The sequence below is a fragment of the Microbacterium sp. 4R-513 genome (genome assembly GCF_011046485.1).
GTDB lineage: Bacteria > Actinomycetota > Actinomycetes > Actinomycetales > Microbacteriaceae > Microbacterium.
On the sequence record NZ_CP049256.1, the window covers coordinates 3,077,575 to 3,095,962 of the forward strand.

The window sequence follows — 18,388 nt, forward strand, 5'->3', positions numbered from 1 at the left end:
GCGCGTCAGGAACGGCCGGGCAGGTTGAGCTCGCCGGGATCCACCTCGACGTCGCCGGCGTCATCCGGCCCGCCCGTGCCGGGCGTGACGAGGATATGGTCGGCGTCGATGTCGTCGTCGATCGTGTCGGGCAGGGGGTCAGCCTGCTTGGCCTCGGTCTCGGTCTCGCTGGCGGGGCTGTAGCTCATGTCCTTGCGAACGGCATCGCCTTCGGACAGACCCGAGCCCGCGGGCGGCGATGCCGGCTCGTCGCGGTCGGCACGGATGCGGTTCTTCTCGTCGTCGGTCATGACCCGACGCTACGCATCGGCGGGCGTCGGGCCGAACCCCTTGACGTGTGGCGCGCGAGACGTCCGCATGCCCGCACACGGTGGGGGGTCGCCGGCTACGGGACCTGCGCCAGGAGGTTGGGAGAGGCGCCGCCGGCGCTCGTCACCTTGCCGCGGACGGCGTCGCCCTTGATGATGCTCGCAACCGCGGAAGGACTGGCGGTGGGACTCGCCTGGAGCACGAGGGCCGCGATGCCCGCGACATGAGGCGAGGCCATCGAGGTGCCCGAGATCGTGTTCGTCCCGCCGCCCAGCCACGTCGAGGTGATGTCCTGACCCGGGGCGAAGAGGTCGACGCAGCCGCCGTAGTTCGAGAACGATGCCCGCTTGTCGGTGCGTGTGGTGGCTGCCACCGTGAGGGCGCTGCCCGCCGACGCCGGTGAGAAGTAGCACGCCGACAGGCTGTCGTTGCCGGCCGCGACCGCGACCGTGATGCCTCTGTCCGTCATGCGCTTGACCGCCGCATTCGTCGCCGAGCTGTAGACACCGCCGAGGCTCATGTTCGCGACGGCGGGTCGCACGGCGTTCTTGGCGACCCAGTCCATTCCCGCGATGACACCCGAGTTCGACCCCGACCCGTCGCAGCCGAGCACCCGCACGGCGATCAGTGAGACGGACTTCGCAACCCCGTATGTCGTGCTGCCGACCGTCCCCGCGACGTGGGTGCCGTGCCCGTTGCAGTCCTCTGTGCCGCGACCGTCGGCGATCGCCGAGTAGCCGCTCGAGACGCGTCCCGCGAAGGCGGGGTGGGCCTTCTGGATGCCTGTGTCGATGATGTACGCACGAACGCCTGCGCCGGTTCGGCCCGGCGTGTAGCTGCCGTCGAGCGGCAGGCTGGGCTGATCGATCCGGTCGAGTCCCCACGTCTCCTGGGTGGTGACGACCGAGTCCTTCTCGACCACCTCGACGAACGCGCTGCGCTCCACGACGGCGAGCTGGGCGGGCGTGAGGTTCGCCGCGAACCCGCCGAGCGCCGTGTAGGCGTAGGTGACCGCGGCATCGGGCAGCACGTCGGCCAGCCTGCCGATCGCGGCATCGACCGTCGTGCCCGACTTCAGCATGACGATGTAGCCGGCTGCGCCGGCAGGCGCGGCGGCGGCCGGTGCCGTCGCCGCGATGCCGGCTGCGACTGCCGTCGCGGCGACGGCGACCGCGAGGACGACCCTCCGGCGGGTGCGCGTACGGGTGTTCATGATGTGCCCCTGCTTTCATCGGTGGAACTTCCGATGGCCGCGGTCGCCCTCCGCCTTGCGGAAGCGCGGTCGGGCGCACACGTGCCCTGCACGCCCGACGATAGGCGGGTCTTCGAGCACACGCGAGAGGTGACGGGGCGGTTTTACCCGGTCGTAACGCGGGTCAGGTCTGGGGCCACTCCACGAGCAGGATGCCCTGCTTGGTGTCGGCGTACTTCACCCAGCCGTCGCCGAAGAGGTAGGTCAGACCGTAGCCCTCTTCGTCGACCGAGCTCGCCGTCTCGGCGCTCTCGGTGACGTAGACGCCCTCGGGCGAATCCTCCCGGCGCCATCCCTGGGCCACCAGCTCGGTTTGTGCCGACTCGGCCTGGTCCGCCGAGATCGGCGCCCAGCCGAAGAGCTGCACGTGATCGGTGGCGGTCGAGAAGTCGCCCCAGATGCACTGGACGCCGTCCGGGATCTCGATGCTTCCGACGAGGAACTTGTCCGCGAGCGACGTCCAGCCCAGCGACTCGAAGTCCTTCACCGTCGTCGGCGAGATGATCGTGTCGCAGGTCGGCTCTTCGACGTCGGGATCCGACGATGCGGACGCTTCCGGCTGGGGCGCAGGCGTCGACGGCTCGATCGCGACGGTCTTCGTCGGCTCGGGCTCGGACTCGGCGGTCGCGGGTGCGCAGGCGGTCACGAGAGCCGCGGTCGCGGCGACGGCGATGGTCGCGACGATCCGCGTGAGGGGTCGGGTCATTCGGGGTTCTCCGTGGGGGCGGGGGGATGGAGGAGGTCGAGGAAGGCCTCGTGGAGGATGCCGTTCGTCGCGACGACGGAGCGATCGCTGATCGAGTCGTCGCCGGCGTAGGACGTCACGCGTCCGCCGGCCTCCGTGATGATCGCGACGTGGGAGGCGAGGTCGTACTCCTTGACGCCGAACTCGCCGACGAACTCCAGACGGCCCTCGGCGAGCAGCATGTAGGGCCAGGCGTCGCCGTACCCGCGGTCGCGCCAGACGGATGACGTCAGGCGCTCGAGCGCCTCGAGCTCGCCGACATCGCGCCACTGGCCGATGCTCTGAAAGCTCACACTCGAGTCGGCGATCGAGTCGACCGCCGAGACCGCGAGTCTGCGGGCGCTGCCGTCCGGGGTGTTCGTCCAGGCGCCGAGGCGCGTCGCGCCCCACCAGCGTCGGCCGATGGACGGCTGGCTCACGACACCGACCCGCGGCACGCCGTCGATGCTCAGGGCGATGAGCGTCGACCACATCGGGATGCCCTTGAGGTAGTTCGCGGTGCCGTCGATGGGATCGAGGATCCACTGCCGGGCTGTGTCGCCGGACGAGCCGTACTCTTCGCCGAAGATGCCGTCGCCGGGGCGCTCCGCCTCGATCATCGTGCGCATCGCACGCTCGGTGGCGAGGTCGGCCTCGGTCACGTGCGAGGCATCTGCCTTCAGCCGGACGTCGAGGTCGGGCGCATCGAACCGCGCCATCGCGGTGCGATCCGCGGCATCCGCGAGCCTCAGCGCGAAGGCGAGATCGGCGCTGAGATCCCCGTCGAAGGGCGCGTCGAATCGCGTCGTGGAAGCGGGGGAGGTCACGTCGTCAAGGATACGTGGCCGGGGGATGCCTCGATTTCCGTGTCACCGGATCGTGATGGTAGTGTTGACCTCCGGTTCGCCCCGTGTGAACCATGCGCCTTTAGCTCAGTCGGTAGAGCAACTGACTCTTAATCAGTGGGTCCTCGGTTCGAGCCCGAGAGGGCGCACCAAAGCAGAAGAGCCCCGCATTCCGCGGGGCTCTTCTGCGTTTCGCGGCGGTGCCGGAGCCTCAGGCGGCGTCTCCGACGAGCACCGCGGCGGCCTCGTCTGCAGCATCCGCTTCGATCGCGTCGATGTGCCGCAGCGCGCGCCGGCCGATCGCGAGGGTCGCGGTCGCGACGAGGACGGATGCCGCGGCGAATACGTACGGCACGGGTGCGCCGAAGGCGTGCCACAGGAGCGCCGCGATCGGGGGAGCCGCGGCCCCGCCGAGGAACCGGACCGCCGAATAGGCCGACGAGGCGACGGAGCGGGGGAGGTCCGTCGCCTCCATGACGGACTCGGTGAGGACGGTGTTCATGATTCCGAGGAGGAGTCCGCCGACGATGATGGCCGCGACGAGAGCGCCCGCTGTGCCGACGAAGACGGCTGCCGCGAGCAGATCGACGGCGAGGAGCGGCAGCACCACGAGCATGACGCTCGTGCGCCGGAACCGGCGCAGGAGGAGCGGCGCGACCCAGACGCTCGTGATCGCCAGGGCGACACCCCAGCCGAAGAACGTCAGTCCGATGCCGAGCGCGCCGAAGCCGAGCGGGAAGGGCGAGAAGGCGAGGAGGACGAAGAAGCCGATGTTGTAGAAGAGGGCGGTGATCGCGAGGATCGCGAGCGCCGGCCGGCGAAGCGCCGTGAAGGGAGCCGACAGCTTGACGGGCGTGCGCTTCTCATCGCCGCCCCGGAGCAGGATGAGCACCGCGACGAAGGCGATGGCCATGAGAACGACGACGCCGAAGAAGGGCCCACGCCAGCTCACCTCGCCGAGGATTCCGCCGAGCAGCGGCCCGATCGCGATGCCGAGCCCCAGCGCCGCCTCGTAGAGCACGATCGCCGCACCGCTCCCGCCGGAGGCCGCGCCGACGATGGTCGCGAGCGCCGTCGAGATGAAGAGGGCGTTGCCGAGGCCCCAGCCCGCGCGGAACCCGATGATCGCGTCGACGCTGCCGCTCAGAGCGCACAGGAGCGAGAACACGACGATGAGCGCGAGTCCCGTGAGAAGCGTGGCCTTCGCACCGATCCGACTCGAGATCCAGCTCGTGACGAGCATCGCGAGGCCCGTGACGAGGAGGTAGCTCGTGAAGAGGAGCTCCGTCTGCACGGGGCTCGCCTGAAGCGACTCGGCGATCGCGGGAAGGATCGGGTCGACCAGTCCGATGCCCATGAACGCGACGACACAGGCGAACGCGACCGCCCACACCGGCTTGGGCTGCCGCCAGACGGTGACTCCCGCGCCGGCGCTCATCGAGCCACCTCGACGGCAGCTGTCTTGCGCGCGAGGATGGCGGCGGTCGTGCGGAGCGCGTCCCACTCCGCCTCGGTGAGGTCGTCGAAGTGCGGTGCGAGAGCGGCGGTCAGCTGCAGGAGCCACGTGTCGAGGGCCTCGAGACCGAGGGGAGTGACGCTCACGACCGTCACGCGGGAGTCCGAGGCATCCGTCGACCGATCGATGAGGCCGAGCTCGGCCATCTGCCCGGCGAGGCGCGTCATGCCGGGCTGAGTCACGCGGCTGAGCCGAGCCAGCTCGCCGACGCGGAGCGGGCCGCGGTCGCGGAGGATCGTCAGGGTCCGCCACTGGGCGGAGGGTGTCTCGCTGCGGGTCTCGAGGGCGGCCACGCGCGTGAGTGCGTGCGCCGCGACGATCAGGGTCTCGATGTCGTGGTCATGGGTCACATCCATAAGTATACCTACGGTATATACCGCCGGTATACGAGTACGCGCGCATCCCAACTCCATAACGACCCGTAGACCAGGGCACCGCCCGACTTGCAACACCGACGCGGATTTCCTAGATTGCAAATACCTGAATCAGTTTTCAGGTGCATAAGCACCAGACCCTCTCCTTCCAATGGTGAAAGGCACGCACATGCGGGTTACAAAGAAGTTGCTCCTGGGCTCCGTGGCCGCCACGGCCGCCCTCGTCCTCGCGGCCTGCGCGCCGACGACCGGTGCGGGTGGCGATCCCTCGGCGAGCGGCGAGGCCGGACCGGCCGAGGTCACCGTCGGCATCGTCACGAGCGAGTCCGGACCGCTCGCCGGCTACGGCAAGCAGTACCTCGACGCGTTCAAGGCCGGCCTCGACTACGCGACGGACGGATCGAACGAAGTCGACGGCACGAAGATCGCCGTCGAGTACCGCGACGACGCGGGCGACCCCGACAAGGCCGTCACCGCCGTCAAGGAGCTCATCGGATCGGGCGTCCAGATCATCGGGGGGACGGCATCGTCCGGCGTCGCCCTCGCCGTCGCCGAGCAGGCCGAGCAGAACAAGGTCCTCTACATCTCGGGACCCGCTGCGGCGGACGCGATCACCGGCATCAACGACTACACGTTCCGCTCGGGACGCCAGAGCGCGCAGGATGTCGCGACCGCCGGAACGTTCCTCGACGAGCTCGACGGCAAGACCATCACGGTGTTCGCCCAGAACAACGCCTTCGGCACGGGCAACGAGGCGGCCGTCAAGGCGATCCTCGGCGCCAAGGGCGCGACCGTGAACTCGGTCCTCGTCCCCGAGGACGCGACGGAGTTCACGCCCTTCGCGCAGCAGGTGCTGGCGGGGAACCCGGATCTGGTCTTCGTCGCGTGGGCCGGTGCCACGTCGGGAGCCATGTGGCAGGCGATGAGCCAGCAGGGTGTGCTCGATGCGATCCCCGTCGTGACGGGTCTCGGCGACTCGGCGACCTTCGGCGCCTACGGCGAGGCGTCCGAGAAGATCAGCTTCCTGAACCACTACTTCCCGGGGGGACCCGACAACGACGTCAACGACGCGATGGTCAAGGCCATCGAGGACGAGGGCGGCACCGCCGATCTGTTCAGCCCCGACGGCTTCAACGCGGCGATCATGATCGTGCACGCGATCAAGGAGGGCAAGGGTGACGTCGACGCCATGGTCGCCGCCCTCGAGGGCTTCGAGTTCGACGGTCCGAAGGGCAAGATGACGGTGCGCGAGAGCGATCACGCCCTCCTCCAGGAGATGTACCAGGTCAAGCTCGTCGCCGACGGCGGCAGCTTCACGCCGGAGCTCGTCGACACTGTCTCGGCCGACGACGTCGCTCCCGCCGAAGCCGAGTGACCGGGCGCAGGATCACCGCATCATGAACGCACCCCACCCGTCCGCGCCGCGCGGATCTGCACTCCGGGTCGAAGGACTCGGCCTGCAGATCGGCGGAGCGACCATCCTCCAGGACGTCGACCTCGATGTCGCCGCGGGTTCGCTCGTCGGCGTCATCGGGCCGAACGGCGCCGGCAAGACCACGCTCTTCAACGTGATCTCGGGCCTCGTGAAGCCGACCTCGGGTCGCATCCTGCTGGACGACCGTGACGTCACGTCGGCGTCGGTGCCGGCGCGAGCGCGGGCGGGACTGGGGCGCACCTTCCAGACGTCGAGCCTGTTCCCGAAGCTCACCGTGCTCGAGAACGTTCGCCTCGCGGCCCAGGTCTCCATCGGCGGCGACTATTCGCTCTTCCGCTTCCCGCAGAGGACGGATGCCGCAACCCGCCTGGCCCGCGAGAAGCTCGAGGCCGTCGGGCTCGGCCACAAGGCCGACGCCTTGGCGGGCGACATCTCGCACGGCGACAAGCGCAAGCTCGAGATCGCCGTGCTCCTGGCCACCGAGGCGAGCCTCGTGCTGCTCGACGAGCCGATGGCCGGGGTCGCGTCCGGAGATGTCTCTGGTCTTGTCGAGAGCATCCGCGAGATGCAGCGCGAGAAGGGCTGCACCGTGCTCATGGTCGAGCATCACATCGACGTGCTCATGGGCCTCGTCGACAAGGTCGCCGTGATGTACTTCGGCACGATCATCGCCTTCGACACTCCGCAGAATGTCATGGCGAACCCGACCGTGCAGAGCGCGTATCTGGGGACCGCCGCCTGATGGGCATCCTGGAAGTGTCGAACCTCCGCTGCTCGATCGCCGGACAGCAGGTCGTCGAGGACGTCTCGTTCTCCGTCGCGTCGACGGGGATCACGGCGATCCTCGGCCGCAACGGCGCGGGCAAGACGTCGACTCTCCGCGGCATCCTCGGTCTCATCCATCGCCGCGGCGAGGTGCGACTCGCCGGCGACCGGATCGACGGGCTTCCGACCCACAGGATCGTCCGCCGCGGCGTCGGCTACGTGCCCGAGGACCGCGAGGTCTTCTCGAAGCTCACCGTCGCCGAGAACCTCGCCCTCGCCGAGCGCGGACGCAACCCGCGCCGTGAGCTGGTCGATGCGCTGTTCCCCGACCTCGTCGCACGGCGTGACCAGCAGGCCGGAACGCTCTCGGGCGGCCAGCAGCAGATGGTGTCGGTGGCCCGGGCGCTCCTCAACGACAACAGGATCCTCCTCGTCGACGAGCCGACGAAGGGCCTCGCGCCGAAGATCGTGACCGAGGTCGCCGACGCGCTCGAAGAGGCTTCGAAGACCGTCCCGATCCTGCTCGTCGAGCAGAACCTCGAGGTCGTGCGCCGGCTCGCGGGCGACGCCATCGTCATCGGCGGAGGCCGCGTCGTGCACACCGGCCGCGCGACGGCGATCCTCGACGACGACGAGCTGACCCGCCGGCTCCTCGGCGTCCACGCGGAGGTGCACTCGTGAGCACGCTGGTTCTGACCCTCATCACGGGCGTCGGCCTCGGCGCCCTGTACTTCCTGGTCGCGAGCGGCCTGAGTCTCATCTACGGGCTGATGCACGTGCTCAACTTCGCGCACGGCGCGTTCCTGACGCTCAGTGCGTTCCTGGGCTGGATCGTGGCGCAAGCTCTCGGCACCGACTCCTGGTGGGCGTTCCTCGCCTCCATCGCCGCCGGCGCGGTGGTCGGGGCGGTCTTCGCGACACTGACCGAGCTCGTGCTCATCCGCCCGCTGTACGAGCGGCACATCGAGCAGGTGCTCGTGACGGTGGGCCTCTCCTTCGCCGCCGTGGCACTCTTCGAAGGCATCTGGGGGACCGACCCGATCCAGGTGTCCGGGCCCGGCTGGCTGAAGCAGACGACGGACGTCCTCGGGGCGCGCATCCCGAACACATACTGGGTGCTCATGATCGCCGCGGCCCTCGTGCTGCTCGCCCTCGTGCTGTTCCTCCAGAAGACCCGCTACGGCATGATCATCCGCGCCGGCGTCGAGAACCGCTCGATGGTGATGGCGCTCGGGATCGATGTGCGCAAGTCGTTCACGGTCGTCTTCGCGATCGGCGGAGCCGCGGCCGGCATCGGCGGAGTCCTCGCGATGCACTACTCGACGTTCGTGTCTGCCCATCTCGGGTCGACGCTCCTGATCTTCGCGTTCATCGTCACGGTCGTCGGGGGGCTCGGCTCTCTCACGGGGGCTGCCGTCGCATCCGTCCTCGTCGCCGTCCTGCAGCAGTTCGCCAACTTCTACCTCGGTGGCACGGGCGACTTCATCGTCGTCATCCTGCTCGCCGTCGTGCTGCTCGTCCGGCCCTCGGGGCTCCTCGGGAGGAAGGCATGACCGGTCGACACCCTTCGGGATGGGCAAGGTTCATCCCCGCGCTCGTGGGCGCCGTGCTGGTCGTCTTCATGGCGATCCTGCCGCTCCTGAACCTCTCATTGCCCGGCATCCTCCCGACGCCGACCTACATGCCGGGCACGCTCGCGCTGCTGTCGCTGTGCATGGTGTTCGCCGCGCTGGCGCTCTCATACAGCCTCCTGCTCGGAAGCGCCGGGATGCTGTCCTTCGGCCACGCCCTGTACTTCGGTGCCGGCGCCTACGGCCTCGGCATCGCCCTCGAGCGGTTCGGCGTGCCGCTGTGGCCCGGCATCTTCGTCGCCCTCATCGGCGGCATGGTCATCGCCGTCCTGACGGGCGCCGTCTCGATGCGGGTCTCGGGCATCCCGTTCGCGATGGTCACCCTCGCCTTCGCGCAGGCGGGCTCGGTGCTCGTGCGCCGCAACTCCGCCGTCACGGGCGGGGAGGAGGGCCTGAGCCTCGACACCGACCAGGTGCCCGACTTCCTCGTCGGCGTCGTGAACACGCGGAACCTCTACTGGTTCGCCCTCGCCGTGCTCGTCATCGTGTACCTCGTCACGCTGTGGGTCGACACGTCCCGCCTCGGGCACCTCGTTCGGGCGACCCGCGAGAACGAGCAGCGCGTGCGGGTGCTCGGACTGCAGCCGTACCGGGCGAAGCTCGTCGTCTTCGTCATCGCCGCGGTGCTCGCGAGCCTCGCCGGCGTCGCGTACATGCTGCTGCAGTCGGGCACCGTGCCCAGGGCCGTCTCGGCGGACCTCACCATCACGATCCTCGTCATGGTCGTGCTCGGTGGCGTGGGATTCCGGTGGGGTGCCATTGTGGGCGGTGTGCTGTACACGCTGCTCGACCAGCGGCTGACCGTCCTCGCCGGTTCCGAGGCCATCGCCGGCCTCCCGGACTTCCTGCGCATCCCGCTGTCCGAGCCGCTGTTCCTCCTCGGCGTGCTCTTCATCCTCGTCGTGATGTTCCTTCCCGGGGGCATCGCGGGCACGATCGACGCCTGGTTCCGCCGCCGCCGCGGAGAGCGCGCGAGGGTCGCCCTCCGGGGGATGGACGATGCGGAATCGGATGCCCCGGCCGACAGCGAGCTCCAGGTGCGCGTATGACGTGGGAGCACCTGCTCGAGGACGAGCCGCACACGATCGGGCGGTGGCTGACCGATCGCGCGGCGCAATCGCCGACCCGGATCGCCATCGACGACCGCGGCGTCACGACCGACTACGCGACGCTCTCGGCCCGCGCGGTCGACCTCGCCGCGGGGCTGCGCGCTGCGGGGTACGGACCCGGCAGGCGCCTTGCGACGCTGACCGGCAACTCGACCGACCACGTCGTGGCGTTCTTCGCCTGCGCCCTCGCGGGCGTCGCGCTCGTGCCGCTGTCGTGGCGGCTCACGCCGCGGGAGCTCGCCGACGTGCTGGAGCGCTCCGAGCCGGCACTCCTCCTCGTCGAAGACGAGTACGCCACGCTCGCGAGCGAAGCGCTGCGCGCCATCGCCGTCGCCCCGCCCGTCGCCACGCTCGGCACGACGGGGGTCGAGGCGTCGGTGCCTCTCGCGCGAGAGCCCGTCGGAGTGCGCCACGTCCGTGACGACGATCCCTTGCTGGTCATCTTCACGTCGGGGAGCGAGGCGGCTCCGAAGGGAGTCGTCCTCACCCACGCGAACTGCTTCTGGACGAACCTCGCGCTCGCACGGGCGCTGCCACTCACCGACGACGACGTCGTGCTCGCGATGCTGCCGCAGTTCCACATCGCGGCGTGGAACTGCCAGCCTCTGCTGGCGTGGTGGGTGGGTGCGACGGTCGTGCTCGAACGGTCGTTCCAGCCTTCCCGCGCGCTCCAGCTCATCCGTGAGCGGTGTGTCACCGCGATGATGGGAGTGCCGACGCAGTACGCGCTGCTCGCCTGCGAGAGGGAGTGGGCGCACTCCGACGTCACGAGCCTGCGCCTCGCCCTCGTCGGTGGCGCCACGATGCCGGTGGCGCTGCAGGAGCAGTGGGCCGCGATGGGGGTGCCGCTGACCCAGGGCTACGGTCTCACCGAGGCCGCGCCGAACGTCCTGCATCTTCCTGCGAGCGAGGCGTCCGAACATCCCGGATCCGTCGGCCGCCCGTATCCGCACGTCTCCGTGAGCGTCGTCGACCCCGAGACGGGACTTCCCCTCGACGGCGAGGCGACGGGCGAGCTGTGGGTGCGCGGCCCGAGCGTCTTCGCGGGGTACCTGGACGATCCGGATGCCTCCTCCCGGGCGATGTCGGGGGAGTGGCTGCGCACCGGCGACCTCGTGCACCGCGGTGCCGACGGCATGTTCCGCATCGTCGACCGCCTGAAGGACATCTTCATCTCGGGAGGGGAGAACGTCGCCCCGGCCGAGGTCGAGCATGCGCTGACACTCCACCCGCTCATCGAGGCGGCGGCGGTCGTCGGCGTGCCCGACCCGGTGTGGGGGGAGCGCGGTTTCGCGTTCGTCGTTCGCGCCGAGGGCGCAGTGCTGTCGGAGGACGAGGTGCTCGCGCACGCCCGCCGCAATCTCGCGGCCTTCAAGATTCCGGCGCGCGTGGAGTTCGTCCGCTCGCTGCCGCGATCCACGATCGAGAAGCTCGCGCGCTCGCGTCTGCGCGAACGCGCGCTCCACCACCTGGGGGAAGGAGGGGACCATGAGCGTTCCCGGTGACCTGCTCGACGAGCAGGCGGAACTGGTGTCGCCGGCGACGGGCCGCCCGCTCACCAAGCGCGGCGAGGCGACCCGCCGACGACTGCTCGAGGCCGCCGAGGCGGTGTTCGCCGAGCAGGGGTATCACGAGGCATCCATCGTCAAGATCACCGAGCGGGCGGGGATCGGCCTCGGCACGTTCTACCTCTACTTCGACAGCAAGCAGACGATCTTCGAGGCGCTCGTGATCGATCTCAACCGCCGGGTGCGGCACTCGATGTCCGAGGCGATGGCCGGTGCGTCGACGCGTCTGGAGGCGGAGCGGGCCGGCTTCGCCGGGTTCTTCGGCTTCACCGCGGAGCACCCCGCGCTCTACCGCGTCGTGCGCGAGGCGGAGTTCGTCTCGCCCGAGACCCTGCGCCTGCACTACACCCGCATCGTCGAGGGGTACGAGGCGGGCCTGCGGGCGGCGCAGCAGTCCGGCGACGTCGACCCCCGCCTCGACCCGGAGGTCGCGGCATGGGCGCTCATGGGGATGGGCGAGCTCATCGGCATGCGGTTCCTCCTGTGGGAACGGGATGCCGAGGGCCGGCCGCCGGCGCAGCTCGACCCAGCCGTGTTCGACGCGATGGCGCGGTTCATCGACAACGCACTCGCGCCCCGCCGCGAGAAGGAAGGGGATCCGTCGTGACGGAACAGGATCTGGCCGGCAAGCGCGCCGTCGTGACCGGCGGCGCGAGCGGCATCGGCCTCGCGTGCGCGCACGAGTTCGCCCGCCGCGGCGCGCACGTCGTGATCGCCGACCTCAACGGAGATGCCGCCCAGGCCGCGGCATCCGAAGTCGGCGGCGAGGCCTGGGTCGTCGACCTCGCCGATACCGCGGGGCTCGAGAGCCTGAGCCTGGACGCCGACATCCTCGTGAACAACGCCGGGATCCAGAAGGTCGCACCGATCCACGAGTACGACCCCGACATCTTCCGCTTCATCCTGCGCCTCATGCTGGAGTCGCCCTTCCTGCTCATCCGCGCGGCTCTGCCGACGATGTACGAGCGTGGCTGGGGTCGCGTGATCAACATCTCGAGCGCTCATGGCCTCCGCGCGAGCGCCTTCAAATCGGCGTATGTCGCGGCCAAGCACGGGCTCGAGGGGCTGTCGAAGGTGACGGCGCTCGAAGGCGCACCGCACGGCGTCACGAGCAACTGCATCAATCCGGCCTACGTGCGCACGCCGCTCGTCGAGAAGCAGATCGCCGATCAGGCGGAGCTGCACGGCATCCCCGAGAGCGAGGTCGTCGAGAAGATCATGCTGACCGAGACCGCGGTGAAGCGGCTCGTCGAGGCCGACGAGGTCGCATCGCTCGCCGGCTGGCTCGTCTCCGACAAGTCGGGCATGGTCACGGGCGCCTCGTACACGATCGACGGCGGATGGACGGCGCGATGAGCGGACACACGTACCGGACTCTCGACGTGCCCGTCGCGGGCGGCGACCTGCGCGTGGGCGTGTGGGATCCCGAGACGGATGCCTCGGCCGACGTGCTCGTCGTGCACGGCGTCACCGCCTCCCCACCTCGCGTGGCCGTTCCTCGTCGACCGGCTGCCGGGCGTCCGCGTCATCGCCCCGGACCTGCGCGGTCGCGGACGCAGCAACGAGCTCGCGGGGCCCGCAGGGATGGCGGCACACGCCGCCGATCTCGCGGCCGTGCTCGACGCGCTCGACATCGACCGGATCGTGGTCGTCGGCCACTCGATGGGCGCCTTCGTCTCGGTCGTGTTCGCGAGCCTCCACCCGGACCGCGTCGCACGGCTCGTCCTGATCGACGGCGGCCTTCCTCTCGACGTGCCCGCGGGCCTCGACCCCGACGAGCTGGTCTCCCGGATCCTCGGACCCACAGCCGCCCGCCTCTCCATGCGCTTCGCGGACGTGGGGGAGTACCGCGACTTCTGGCACGAGCACCCCGCGTTCCGCACCGACTGGACGCCCGAGCTCGAGCACTACATCGAGTACGACCTCGTCCCCGACGGCGGTGCGCTCCGGCCCGCGACGAGCTATCAGACCACCCTCGACGACACGATCGACATGAACACCGGCACGACGCTGCCCGACGCGCTCGCGGGGCTGCGGCATCCGACCCTTCTCGTGACGGCGCCCCGAGGTCTCCGCAACGAGCCTCCCGGGCTTTACTCGCCCGAGCACCTCGCAGGCCTGCTGGCAGCTCACCCGAACGTGGAGCACGTCCGCGTCGAGGATCGGAACCACTACACGATCGTCATGTCCGAGCAGGGAGCCGATGCCGTCGCCCCGCTCATCCTCCGCGAGCTCGCCGCCGCCGGGGCCGAGGTCGACAGCCGGCCGGTCTCGTAGGTCCGGGCCGTTTCGTCTCGGTCGCTGCGCTCCCTCGCTCAACGACCGATGTCTACCCACCGGTCGTTGAGCGAGCGGAGCGAGACGAAACGCGCCGAGCCTGCGACCGACACCGGTCTAGCGGGCGGTCGCGGCGACGCGGGTCGTGAGCTGGTGCGCGTGCGCCAGAAGCGTTCGTCCGAGGTCGGCGAGGCGATCGGGACCGAAGCGGAACTCCACGCCCGTGAGGCTCAACGCCCACTGCGGATGGCCTTCCCGTGTGAATACGGCGGCTCCCAGCCCGAAGCTCCCTTCCACGATCAGCCCGGGGTTCAGCGCGTATCCGCGCGCCTGCGTCTCGCGAAGGCGCACGCGCAGCCGCGACTCCGCGTGCGCGGCGCCCCACTCGGCGCCGAGCTCAGGATGCCGCTCGAAATAGGCGTCCACATCGTGAGGGGGCAGGAACGCGAGGATCGCGAGTCCCGCAGACGCCACGCCGAGCGGGAAGCGCACCCCCTCCGACAGCACGAAGGAGCGGATGGGGAAGCTCCCCTCCTCGCGCAGCAGGCACACCGTCTCGTCGCCGCGGCGGACCGAGAGAAATGCGCTCTCCTCGGTGCGCACGGCGAGCGAGCGCACGATGTCGCGCGCGATCGCGGTGATGTCGTATCGGGATGCCGCGACCGTCCCCATGAGGTACAGCTCGGGCCCAGGCATCCACCGTCCGGTCCGCTCGTCCTGATCGACGAGGCCTTCGTGGCGGAGCGCCGTCAGCAGTCGATGAGCCGTCGGGCGGGTCAGCTCGGCACGCCGAGCGAGATCGGCGACCGAGAGCCCCTCGTCGCCCGCCGAGGTCACGAGCCGCAGGACGCGGGCGGCGCGGGCGACGGATTGCGCGCCCGGCACACTGCGGTTCTTCGCGGTGTCCACGATATGGACACTAGGCGTCGCGGCATCCACATCGCAAGCGGCTGGGAGCCCCTCACGGGCACCGCAGAGGAGGATGGAGGGAGCCCCGCGCAGCGGCGGGCGCGCACGCGCGACGAAGGAGTGACACGTGATCGACAAGACCGTCGAGTCTGCGGCGGAGGCCGTCGCAGACATCCCGGATGGCGCGAGCCTCGCCGTCGGAGGCTTCGGCCTCTCGGGCAACCCCATCGCTCTCATCGAGGCGCTGCTCGCGCAGGGGACGACCGATCTCAGCATCGTGAGCAACAACTGCGGCGTGGACGACTGGGGACTCGGCGTGCTCCTCAACGCGAAGCGCATCCGCAAGATGACATCGTCGTACGTGGGCGAGAACAAGGAGTTCGAGCGGCAGTTCCTGTCCGGCGAGCTCGAGCTCGAGCTGACGCCGCAGGGCACGCTCGCCGAGAAGCTGCGCGCGGGCGGCTCGGGCATCGCGGCGTTCTACACGCAGACCGGTGTGGGCACGCAGGTGTCGGAGGGCGGCCTCCCGCGCAAGTACGACGGCCAGGGCGGCATCGCGATCGCCTCGCCCAAGAAGGATGTCCGCACGTTCGACCTGCACGGTGAGCCGAGGGAGTTCGTGCTCGAGGAGTCCATCGTCACGGACTTCGCCCTCGTGCACGCCCTGAAGGGCGACCGCCACGGGAACCTCGTCTTCAACAAGTCGGCGCGCAACTTCAACCCCCTCGCGGCGATGGCGGGCCGGGTGTGCATCGCCCAGGTGGAGGAGCTCGTCGAACCCGGCGAACTCGACCCCGACGGCATCCACCTCCCCGGCATCTACGTCCACCGCATCGTCGAGGTCGGCACCGGGATCGAGAAGCGCATCGAGCGCAGGACGGTGTCGGTCTCCGAAGCGATGAGCCGCGACATTCCCGAAGGAGCATGACCATGGCCCTCACCCGCAACGAGATGGCCGCCCGCGCGGCTCAGGAGCTCGGCGACGGCGCGTACGTCAACCTGGGCATCGGGCTTCCGACGCTCGTCCCGAACTACGTGCCCGACGGCGTGACGGTCGTCCTCCAGTCCGAGAACGGCATCCTGGGCGTCGGCCCGTACCCGACGGAGGAGCACGTCGATCCGGACCTGATCAACGCCGGCAAGGAGACCGTCACGACGCTTCCGGGTGCCGCGTTCTTCGACTCGGCCACGAGCTTCGGCATGATCCGGGGCGGCAAGATCGACGCCGCGATCCTCGGCGCCATGCAGGTGTCGAAGTCGGGCGACCTGGCGAACTGGATGATCCCGGGAAAGATGGTGAAGGGACCCGGGGGTGCGATGGACCTCGTGCACGGGGCATCCCGCGTCATCGTCCTCATGGAGCACGTCGCCAAGGACGGCACCGCCAAGATCGTCGACGAGTGCTCGCTGCCGCTCACGGGCAAGGGCGTCGTCGACCGCATCATCACCGACCTCGCCGTCATCGACGTGACCGATGAAGGGCTCGTGCTCGTGGAGCTCGCACCCGGGGTGACGGTCGACGAGGTCATCGCGGCGACGGAGCCGGAGCTCCTCGTGCGCGTGGGAGAGAGGATGGACGCATGAACCAGGACGACGTCGTCATCGTCGCCGCGGCGCGCACGCCGCAGGGACGACTCAAGGGCCAGCTCGCTCCGCTCACGGCGGTGCAGCTCGGCTCCATCGCGATCAAAGGAGCGCTCGAACAGGGCGGCATCCCGGCCGAGGCGGTCGACGCCGTGCTCGTGGGTCAGGTCCTGCCCGCCGGCGCAGGTCAGAACCCCGCCCGTCAGGCCGCCGTCGGCGCCGGGATCGGGTGGGACGTGCACTCCTCGTCGGTCAACAAGGTGTGCCTCTCGGGCCTCACCGCGGTGATCGACGGCGCCCGCATGCTCAAGCTGGGCGATGCGACGGTCGTCGTCGCGGCGGGCATGGAGTCGATGACCCGCTCTCCGCACCTCATGATGGGCTCCCGCGACGGCTGGGCCTACGGCTCGATCGAGGTGCTCGACCACATGGCCTATGACGGCCTGACCGACGCCTACGACCGCGAGAGTATGGGTGCGTCGACGGAGCGGCACAACGACCGCTTCGAGATCACCCGCGAGGCTCAGGATGCCGTGGCCGCGAGGTCGCACCAGCGCGCCGCCGCCGCCCAGAACGACGGCGTCTTCGACGGAGAGATCGTGCCCGTCACGATTCCCCAGCGCAAGGGCGATCCTGTCGTGCTGACGAAGGACGAGGGAATCCGGCCCGATACCACGGTCGACACTCTCGCGGGCCTCCGTCCCGCCTTCGCCGAGGGCGGCTCGATCACGGCCGGCAACTCGTCGCAGATCTCGGACGGGGCATCCGCCGTCGTGCTCACCACCCGCTCGCACGCCGATGAGAGGGGCTGGCGGGTGCTCGCAGTCGTCGGCGCTGCGGGCCAGGTCGCCGGGCCCGACAACTCGCTGCACGCCCAGCCCGCGCGCGCGATCGAGAAGGCCGTGGCGAAACAGGGCATCTCGACCCGCGAGCTCGACTTCGTCGAGATCAACGAGGCCTTCGGCGCCGTCGTCGCACGCTCGCAGGCTGAGCTCGGGCTCTCGGACGATGTCGTCAACATCCACGGCGGCGGCATCGCGATCGGCCACCCCATCGGCGCCTCCGGCAACCGGCTCGTCGTGCACGCCGTGCACGAGCTCGTCCGCCGCGGCTCCGGGACGGCGGCCGTCGCGCTGTGCGGCGGCGGCGGTCAGGGCGACGCGCTGATCCTCACCCGCTGACGAGACGGCAGAGGGGCGCGGTAGCGTCGTCGCCGTGACGATCATCGCGCCCCTCACCGCCGCCGACCACGACGAGTGGCTCACCCTCTGGCACGGCTACCTCGAGTTCTACGAGGCATCCGTCTCGCGATCCGTGACCGAGTCGACGTTCGCGCGCATCGTCGCCGACGACGACCTGCACGGCGCGATCGCACGCGACGACGAGGGCCGCGCGGTCGGCATCGTGCACTGGCTCACGCACCCGGCGACGTGGACGACCTCGACCTACACCTACCTGGAAGACCTCTTCGTCTCACCCGGTACGCGCGGCGGGGGAGTGGGACGGTCGCTCATCGAGCACGTCCGCGCGTGGGCTGAGGCCGCCGGCAGCCGCAAGGTCTACTGGCTCACCCATGAGACGAACACCGCCGCTCGCGCGCTCTACGACCGGGTCGCGACGGGGACGGGATTCGTGCACTACGAGATCCCGCTCGGCCGGTGAGGCGGCGCGGGCGCGTCAGCGGTTGACGCGCTTGCGGAGGATCTTCTCCTCGCGCCCGTGGATGGGCGAGTCCTGCGCCACGATCTGGCCTTGACCGGCCCGGCGCACGTCGATGATCGCCCCGATGGCGAGCGCGAGCGAGATGCCCCACGACAGCCAGGCGAGGGCCACCCGCCACGTAAAGGGAGCGTCGTTGCGGAGGGCGCGCAGCAGCGTGACACCGCCCGTGATGGCGCCCAGAAGGCCCGTGCCGAACAGGTACTTGCGCATGGCGTCCACGGTAGCGGGCCGGGCGGGCACTGCGCACGAAGCCCCTCGGCCCTTCACCCGGGACGGGCGGTGGCCTAGCATATGCGGGCCTCCCGCGACATGCCCCGAACGGCTCCTGGGCCCGCTGTTAGCCTGGGTCCACTCATACGGAACCGGAG

General features: G+C 69.9%; 21 protein-coding genes and 1 tRNA gene. 14 read left to right on the forward strand and 8 right to left on the reverse strand.

The features are described 5' to 3' along the window. Nucleotides 1–5: 5 nt before the first annotated feature. From G5T42_RS13520 to G5T42_RS13535, 4 genes are all read right to left on the reverse strand, one after another. Complete coding sequence (locus tag G5T42_RS13520; RefSeq protein WP_206535643.1) at nt 6–290, reverse strand: hypothetical protein; 285 nt, start codon at nt 288–290, stop codon at nt 6–8. A 95-nt stretch (nt 291–385) separates the two neighbouring features. After that, a complete protein-coding gene (locus G5T42_RS13525) occupies nt 386–1,522 on the reverse strand; it encodes a S8 family peptidase (protein WP_165129271.1) in 1,137 nt (378 codons plus the stop codon). A 163-nt stretch (nt 1,523–1,685) separates the two neighbouring features. Beyond that, nucleotides 1,686–2,267 carry a hypothetical protein gene (locus G5T42_RS13530; protein ID WP_165129273.1) on the reverse strand — a complete coding sequence of 194 codons (582 nt, stop codon included), beginning with the start codon at nt 2,265–2,267 and terminating at the stop codon, nt 1,686–1,688. Then, complete coding sequence (locus G5T42_RS13535; protein WP_165129275.1) at nt 2,264–3,112, reverse strand: inositol monophosphatase family protein; 849 nt, start codon at nt 3,110–3,112, stop codon at nt 2,264–2,266. Before G5T42_RS13535 ends, G5T42_RS13530 begins: the two co-directional genes overlap by 4 nt. A 94-nt stretch (nt 3,113–3,206) precedes the next feature. On the opposite strand from G5T42_RS13535, the gene G5T42_RS13540 reads away from it, so the two are divergent. Next, nucleotides 3,207–3,282: transfer RNA gene (locus tag G5T42_RS13540), tRNA-Lys, on the forward strand. 59 nt (nt 3,283–3,341) lie between these two features. Here the strand turns inward: G5T42_RS13540 and G5T42_RS13545 are convergent. Further along, nucleotides 3,342–4,568 carry an MFS transporter gene (locus G5T42_RS13545; protein ID WP_165129277.1) on the reverse strand — a complete coding sequence of 409 codons (1,227 nt, stop codon included), beginning with the start codon at nt 4,566–4,568 and terminating at the stop codon, nt 3,342–3,344. After that, entirely contained in the window at nt 4,565–4,996 is a 432-nt protein-coding gene (locus G5T42_RS13550; protein ID WP_165129279.1) for a MarR family transcriptional regulator, read from the reverse strand. The genes G5T42_RS13545 and G5T42_RS13550 overlap by 4 nt, the downstream gene beginning before the upstream one ends. A 193-nt stretch (nt 4,997–5,189) precedes the next feature. On the opposite strand from G5T42_RS13550, the gene G5T42_RS13555 reads away from it, so the two are divergent. The 9 genes from G5T42_RS13555 (at nt 5,190) to G5T42_RS13595 (ending at nt 13,805) form a co-directional block, all read left to right on the forward strand. Then, nucleotides 5,190–6,395: a substrate-binding domain-containing protein gene (locus G5T42_RS13555; RefSeq protein ID WP_165129281.1), complete on the forward strand. Its 1,206-nt coding sequence runs from the start codon at nt 5,190–5,192 to the stop codon at nt 6,393–6,395. A gap of 22 nt (nt 6,396–6,417) precedes the next feature. Next, entirely contained in the window at nt 6,418–7,197 is a 780-nt protein-coding gene (locus G5T42_RS13560) for an ABC transporter ATP-binding protein (RefSeq protein WP_165129283.1), read from the forward strand. Further along, a complete protein-coding gene (locus G5T42_RS13565; protein WP_165129285.1) occupies nt 7,197–7,901 on the forward strand; it encodes an ABC transporter ATP-binding protein in 705 nt (234 codons plus the stop codon). Before G5T42_RS13560 ends, G5T42_RS13565 begins: the two co-directional genes overlap by 1 nt. Then, nucleotides 7,898–8,773 (forward strand): branched-chain amino acid ABC transporter permease, encoded by an 876-nt coding sequence (locus tag G5T42_RS13570; protein ID WP_165129287.1) that lies wholly within the window; start codon nt 7,898–7,900, stop codon nt 8,771–8,773. The genes G5T42_RS13565 and G5T42_RS13570 overlap by 4 nt, the downstream gene beginning before the upstream one ends. Further along, a complete protein-coding gene (locus tag G5T42_RS13575; RefSeq protein ID WP_165129288.1) occupies nt 8,770–9,900 on the forward strand; it encodes a branched-chain amino acid ABC transporter permease in 1,131 nt (376 codons plus the stop codon). Before G5T42_RS13570 ends, G5T42_RS13575 begins: the two co-directional genes overlap by 4 nt. After that, the gene (locus G5T42_RS13580) at nt 9,897–11,465 is read left to right on the forward strand and encodes an AMP-binding protein (protein WP_165129290.1); all 1,569 of its coding nucleotides are present in this window, start codon (nt 9,897–9,899) and stop codon (nt 11,463–11,465) included. Before G5T42_RS13575 ends, G5T42_RS13580 begins: the two co-directional genes overlap by 4 nt. Continuing rightward, nucleotides 11,449–12,135: a TetR/AcrR family transcriptional regulator gene (locus G5T42_RS13585; RefSeq protein WP_165129292.1), complete on the forward strand. Its 687-nt coding sequence runs from the start codon at nt 11,449–11,451 to the stop codon at nt 12,133–12,135. The genes G5T42_RS13580 and G5T42_RS13585 overlap by 17 nt, the downstream gene beginning before the upstream one ends. Beyond that, on the forward strand, nt 12,132–12,884 hold the full coding sequence (locus G5T42_RS13590; protein WP_165129294.1) for a 3-hydroxybutyrate dehydrogenase: 753 nt from the start codon (nt 12,132–12,134) through the stop codon (nt 12,882–12,884). The genes G5T42_RS13585 and G5T42_RS13590 overlap by 4 nt, the downstream gene beginning before the upstream one ends. A 78-nt stretch (nt 12,885–12,962) precedes the next feature. After that, on the forward strand, nt 12,963–13,805 hold the full coding sequence (locus tag G5T42_RS13595) for an alpha/beta hydrolase (RefSeq protein WP_241245831.1): 843 nt from the start codon (nt 12,963–12,965) through the stop codon (nt 13,803–13,805). Nucleotides 13,806–13,922: 117 nt separating this feature from the next. On the opposite strand, the gene G5T42_RS13600 is transcribed toward G5T42_RS13595, so the two are convergent. Next, nucleotides 13,923–14,714: an IclR family transcriptional regulator gene (locus tag G5T42_RS13600; RefSeq protein WP_165129296.1), complete on the reverse strand. Its 792-nt coding sequence runs from the start codon at nt 14,712–14,714 to the stop codon at nt 13,923–13,925. Between the two features lie 127 nt (nt 14,715–14,841). Here G5T42_RS13600 and G5T42_RS13605 point away from each other — a divergent pair, with 127 nt between their 5' ends. From G5T42_RS13605 to G5T42_RS13620, 4 genes are read left to right on the forward strand one after another with little or no spacing between them, the layout of a single operon-like run. Then, nucleotides 14,842–15,642, forward strand: coding sequence for a CoA transferase subunit A (locus G5T42_RS13605; protein WP_165129298.1), 801 nt, complete (start codon nt 14,842–14,844; stop codon nt 15,640–15,642). A gap of 2 nt (nt 15,643–15,644) precedes the next feature. After that, entirely contained in the window at nt 15,645–16,298 is a 654-nt protein-coding gene (locus G5T42_RS13610; protein WP_206535775.1) for a CoA transferase subunit B, read from the forward strand. Next, a complete protein-coding gene (locus tag G5T42_RS13615; protein WP_165129300.1) occupies nt 16,295–17,479 on the forward strand; it encodes an acetyl-CoA C-acetyltransferase in 1,185 nt (394 codons plus the stop codon). The genes G5T42_RS13610 and G5T42_RS13615 overlap by 4 nt, the downstream gene beginning before the upstream one ends. A gap of 34 nt (nt 17,480–17,513) precedes the next feature. Then, complete coding sequence (locus G5T42_RS13620) at nt 17,514–17,960, forward strand: GNAT family N-acetyltransferase (RefSeq protein ID WP_165129302.1); 447 nt, start codon at nt 17,514–17,516, stop codon at nt 17,958–17,960. Between the two features lie 15 nt (nt 17,961–17,975). Here G5T42_RS13620 and G5T42_RS13625 read toward each other — a convergent pair whose 3' ends face one another. Beyond that, nucleotides 17,976–18,230: a hypothetical protein gene (locus G5T42_RS13625; RefSeq protein ID WP_165129304.1), complete on the reverse strand. Its 255-nt coding sequence runs from the start codon at nt 18,228–18,230 to the stop codon at nt 17,976–17,978. Nucleotides 18,231–18,388: the final 158 nt, after the last annotated feature.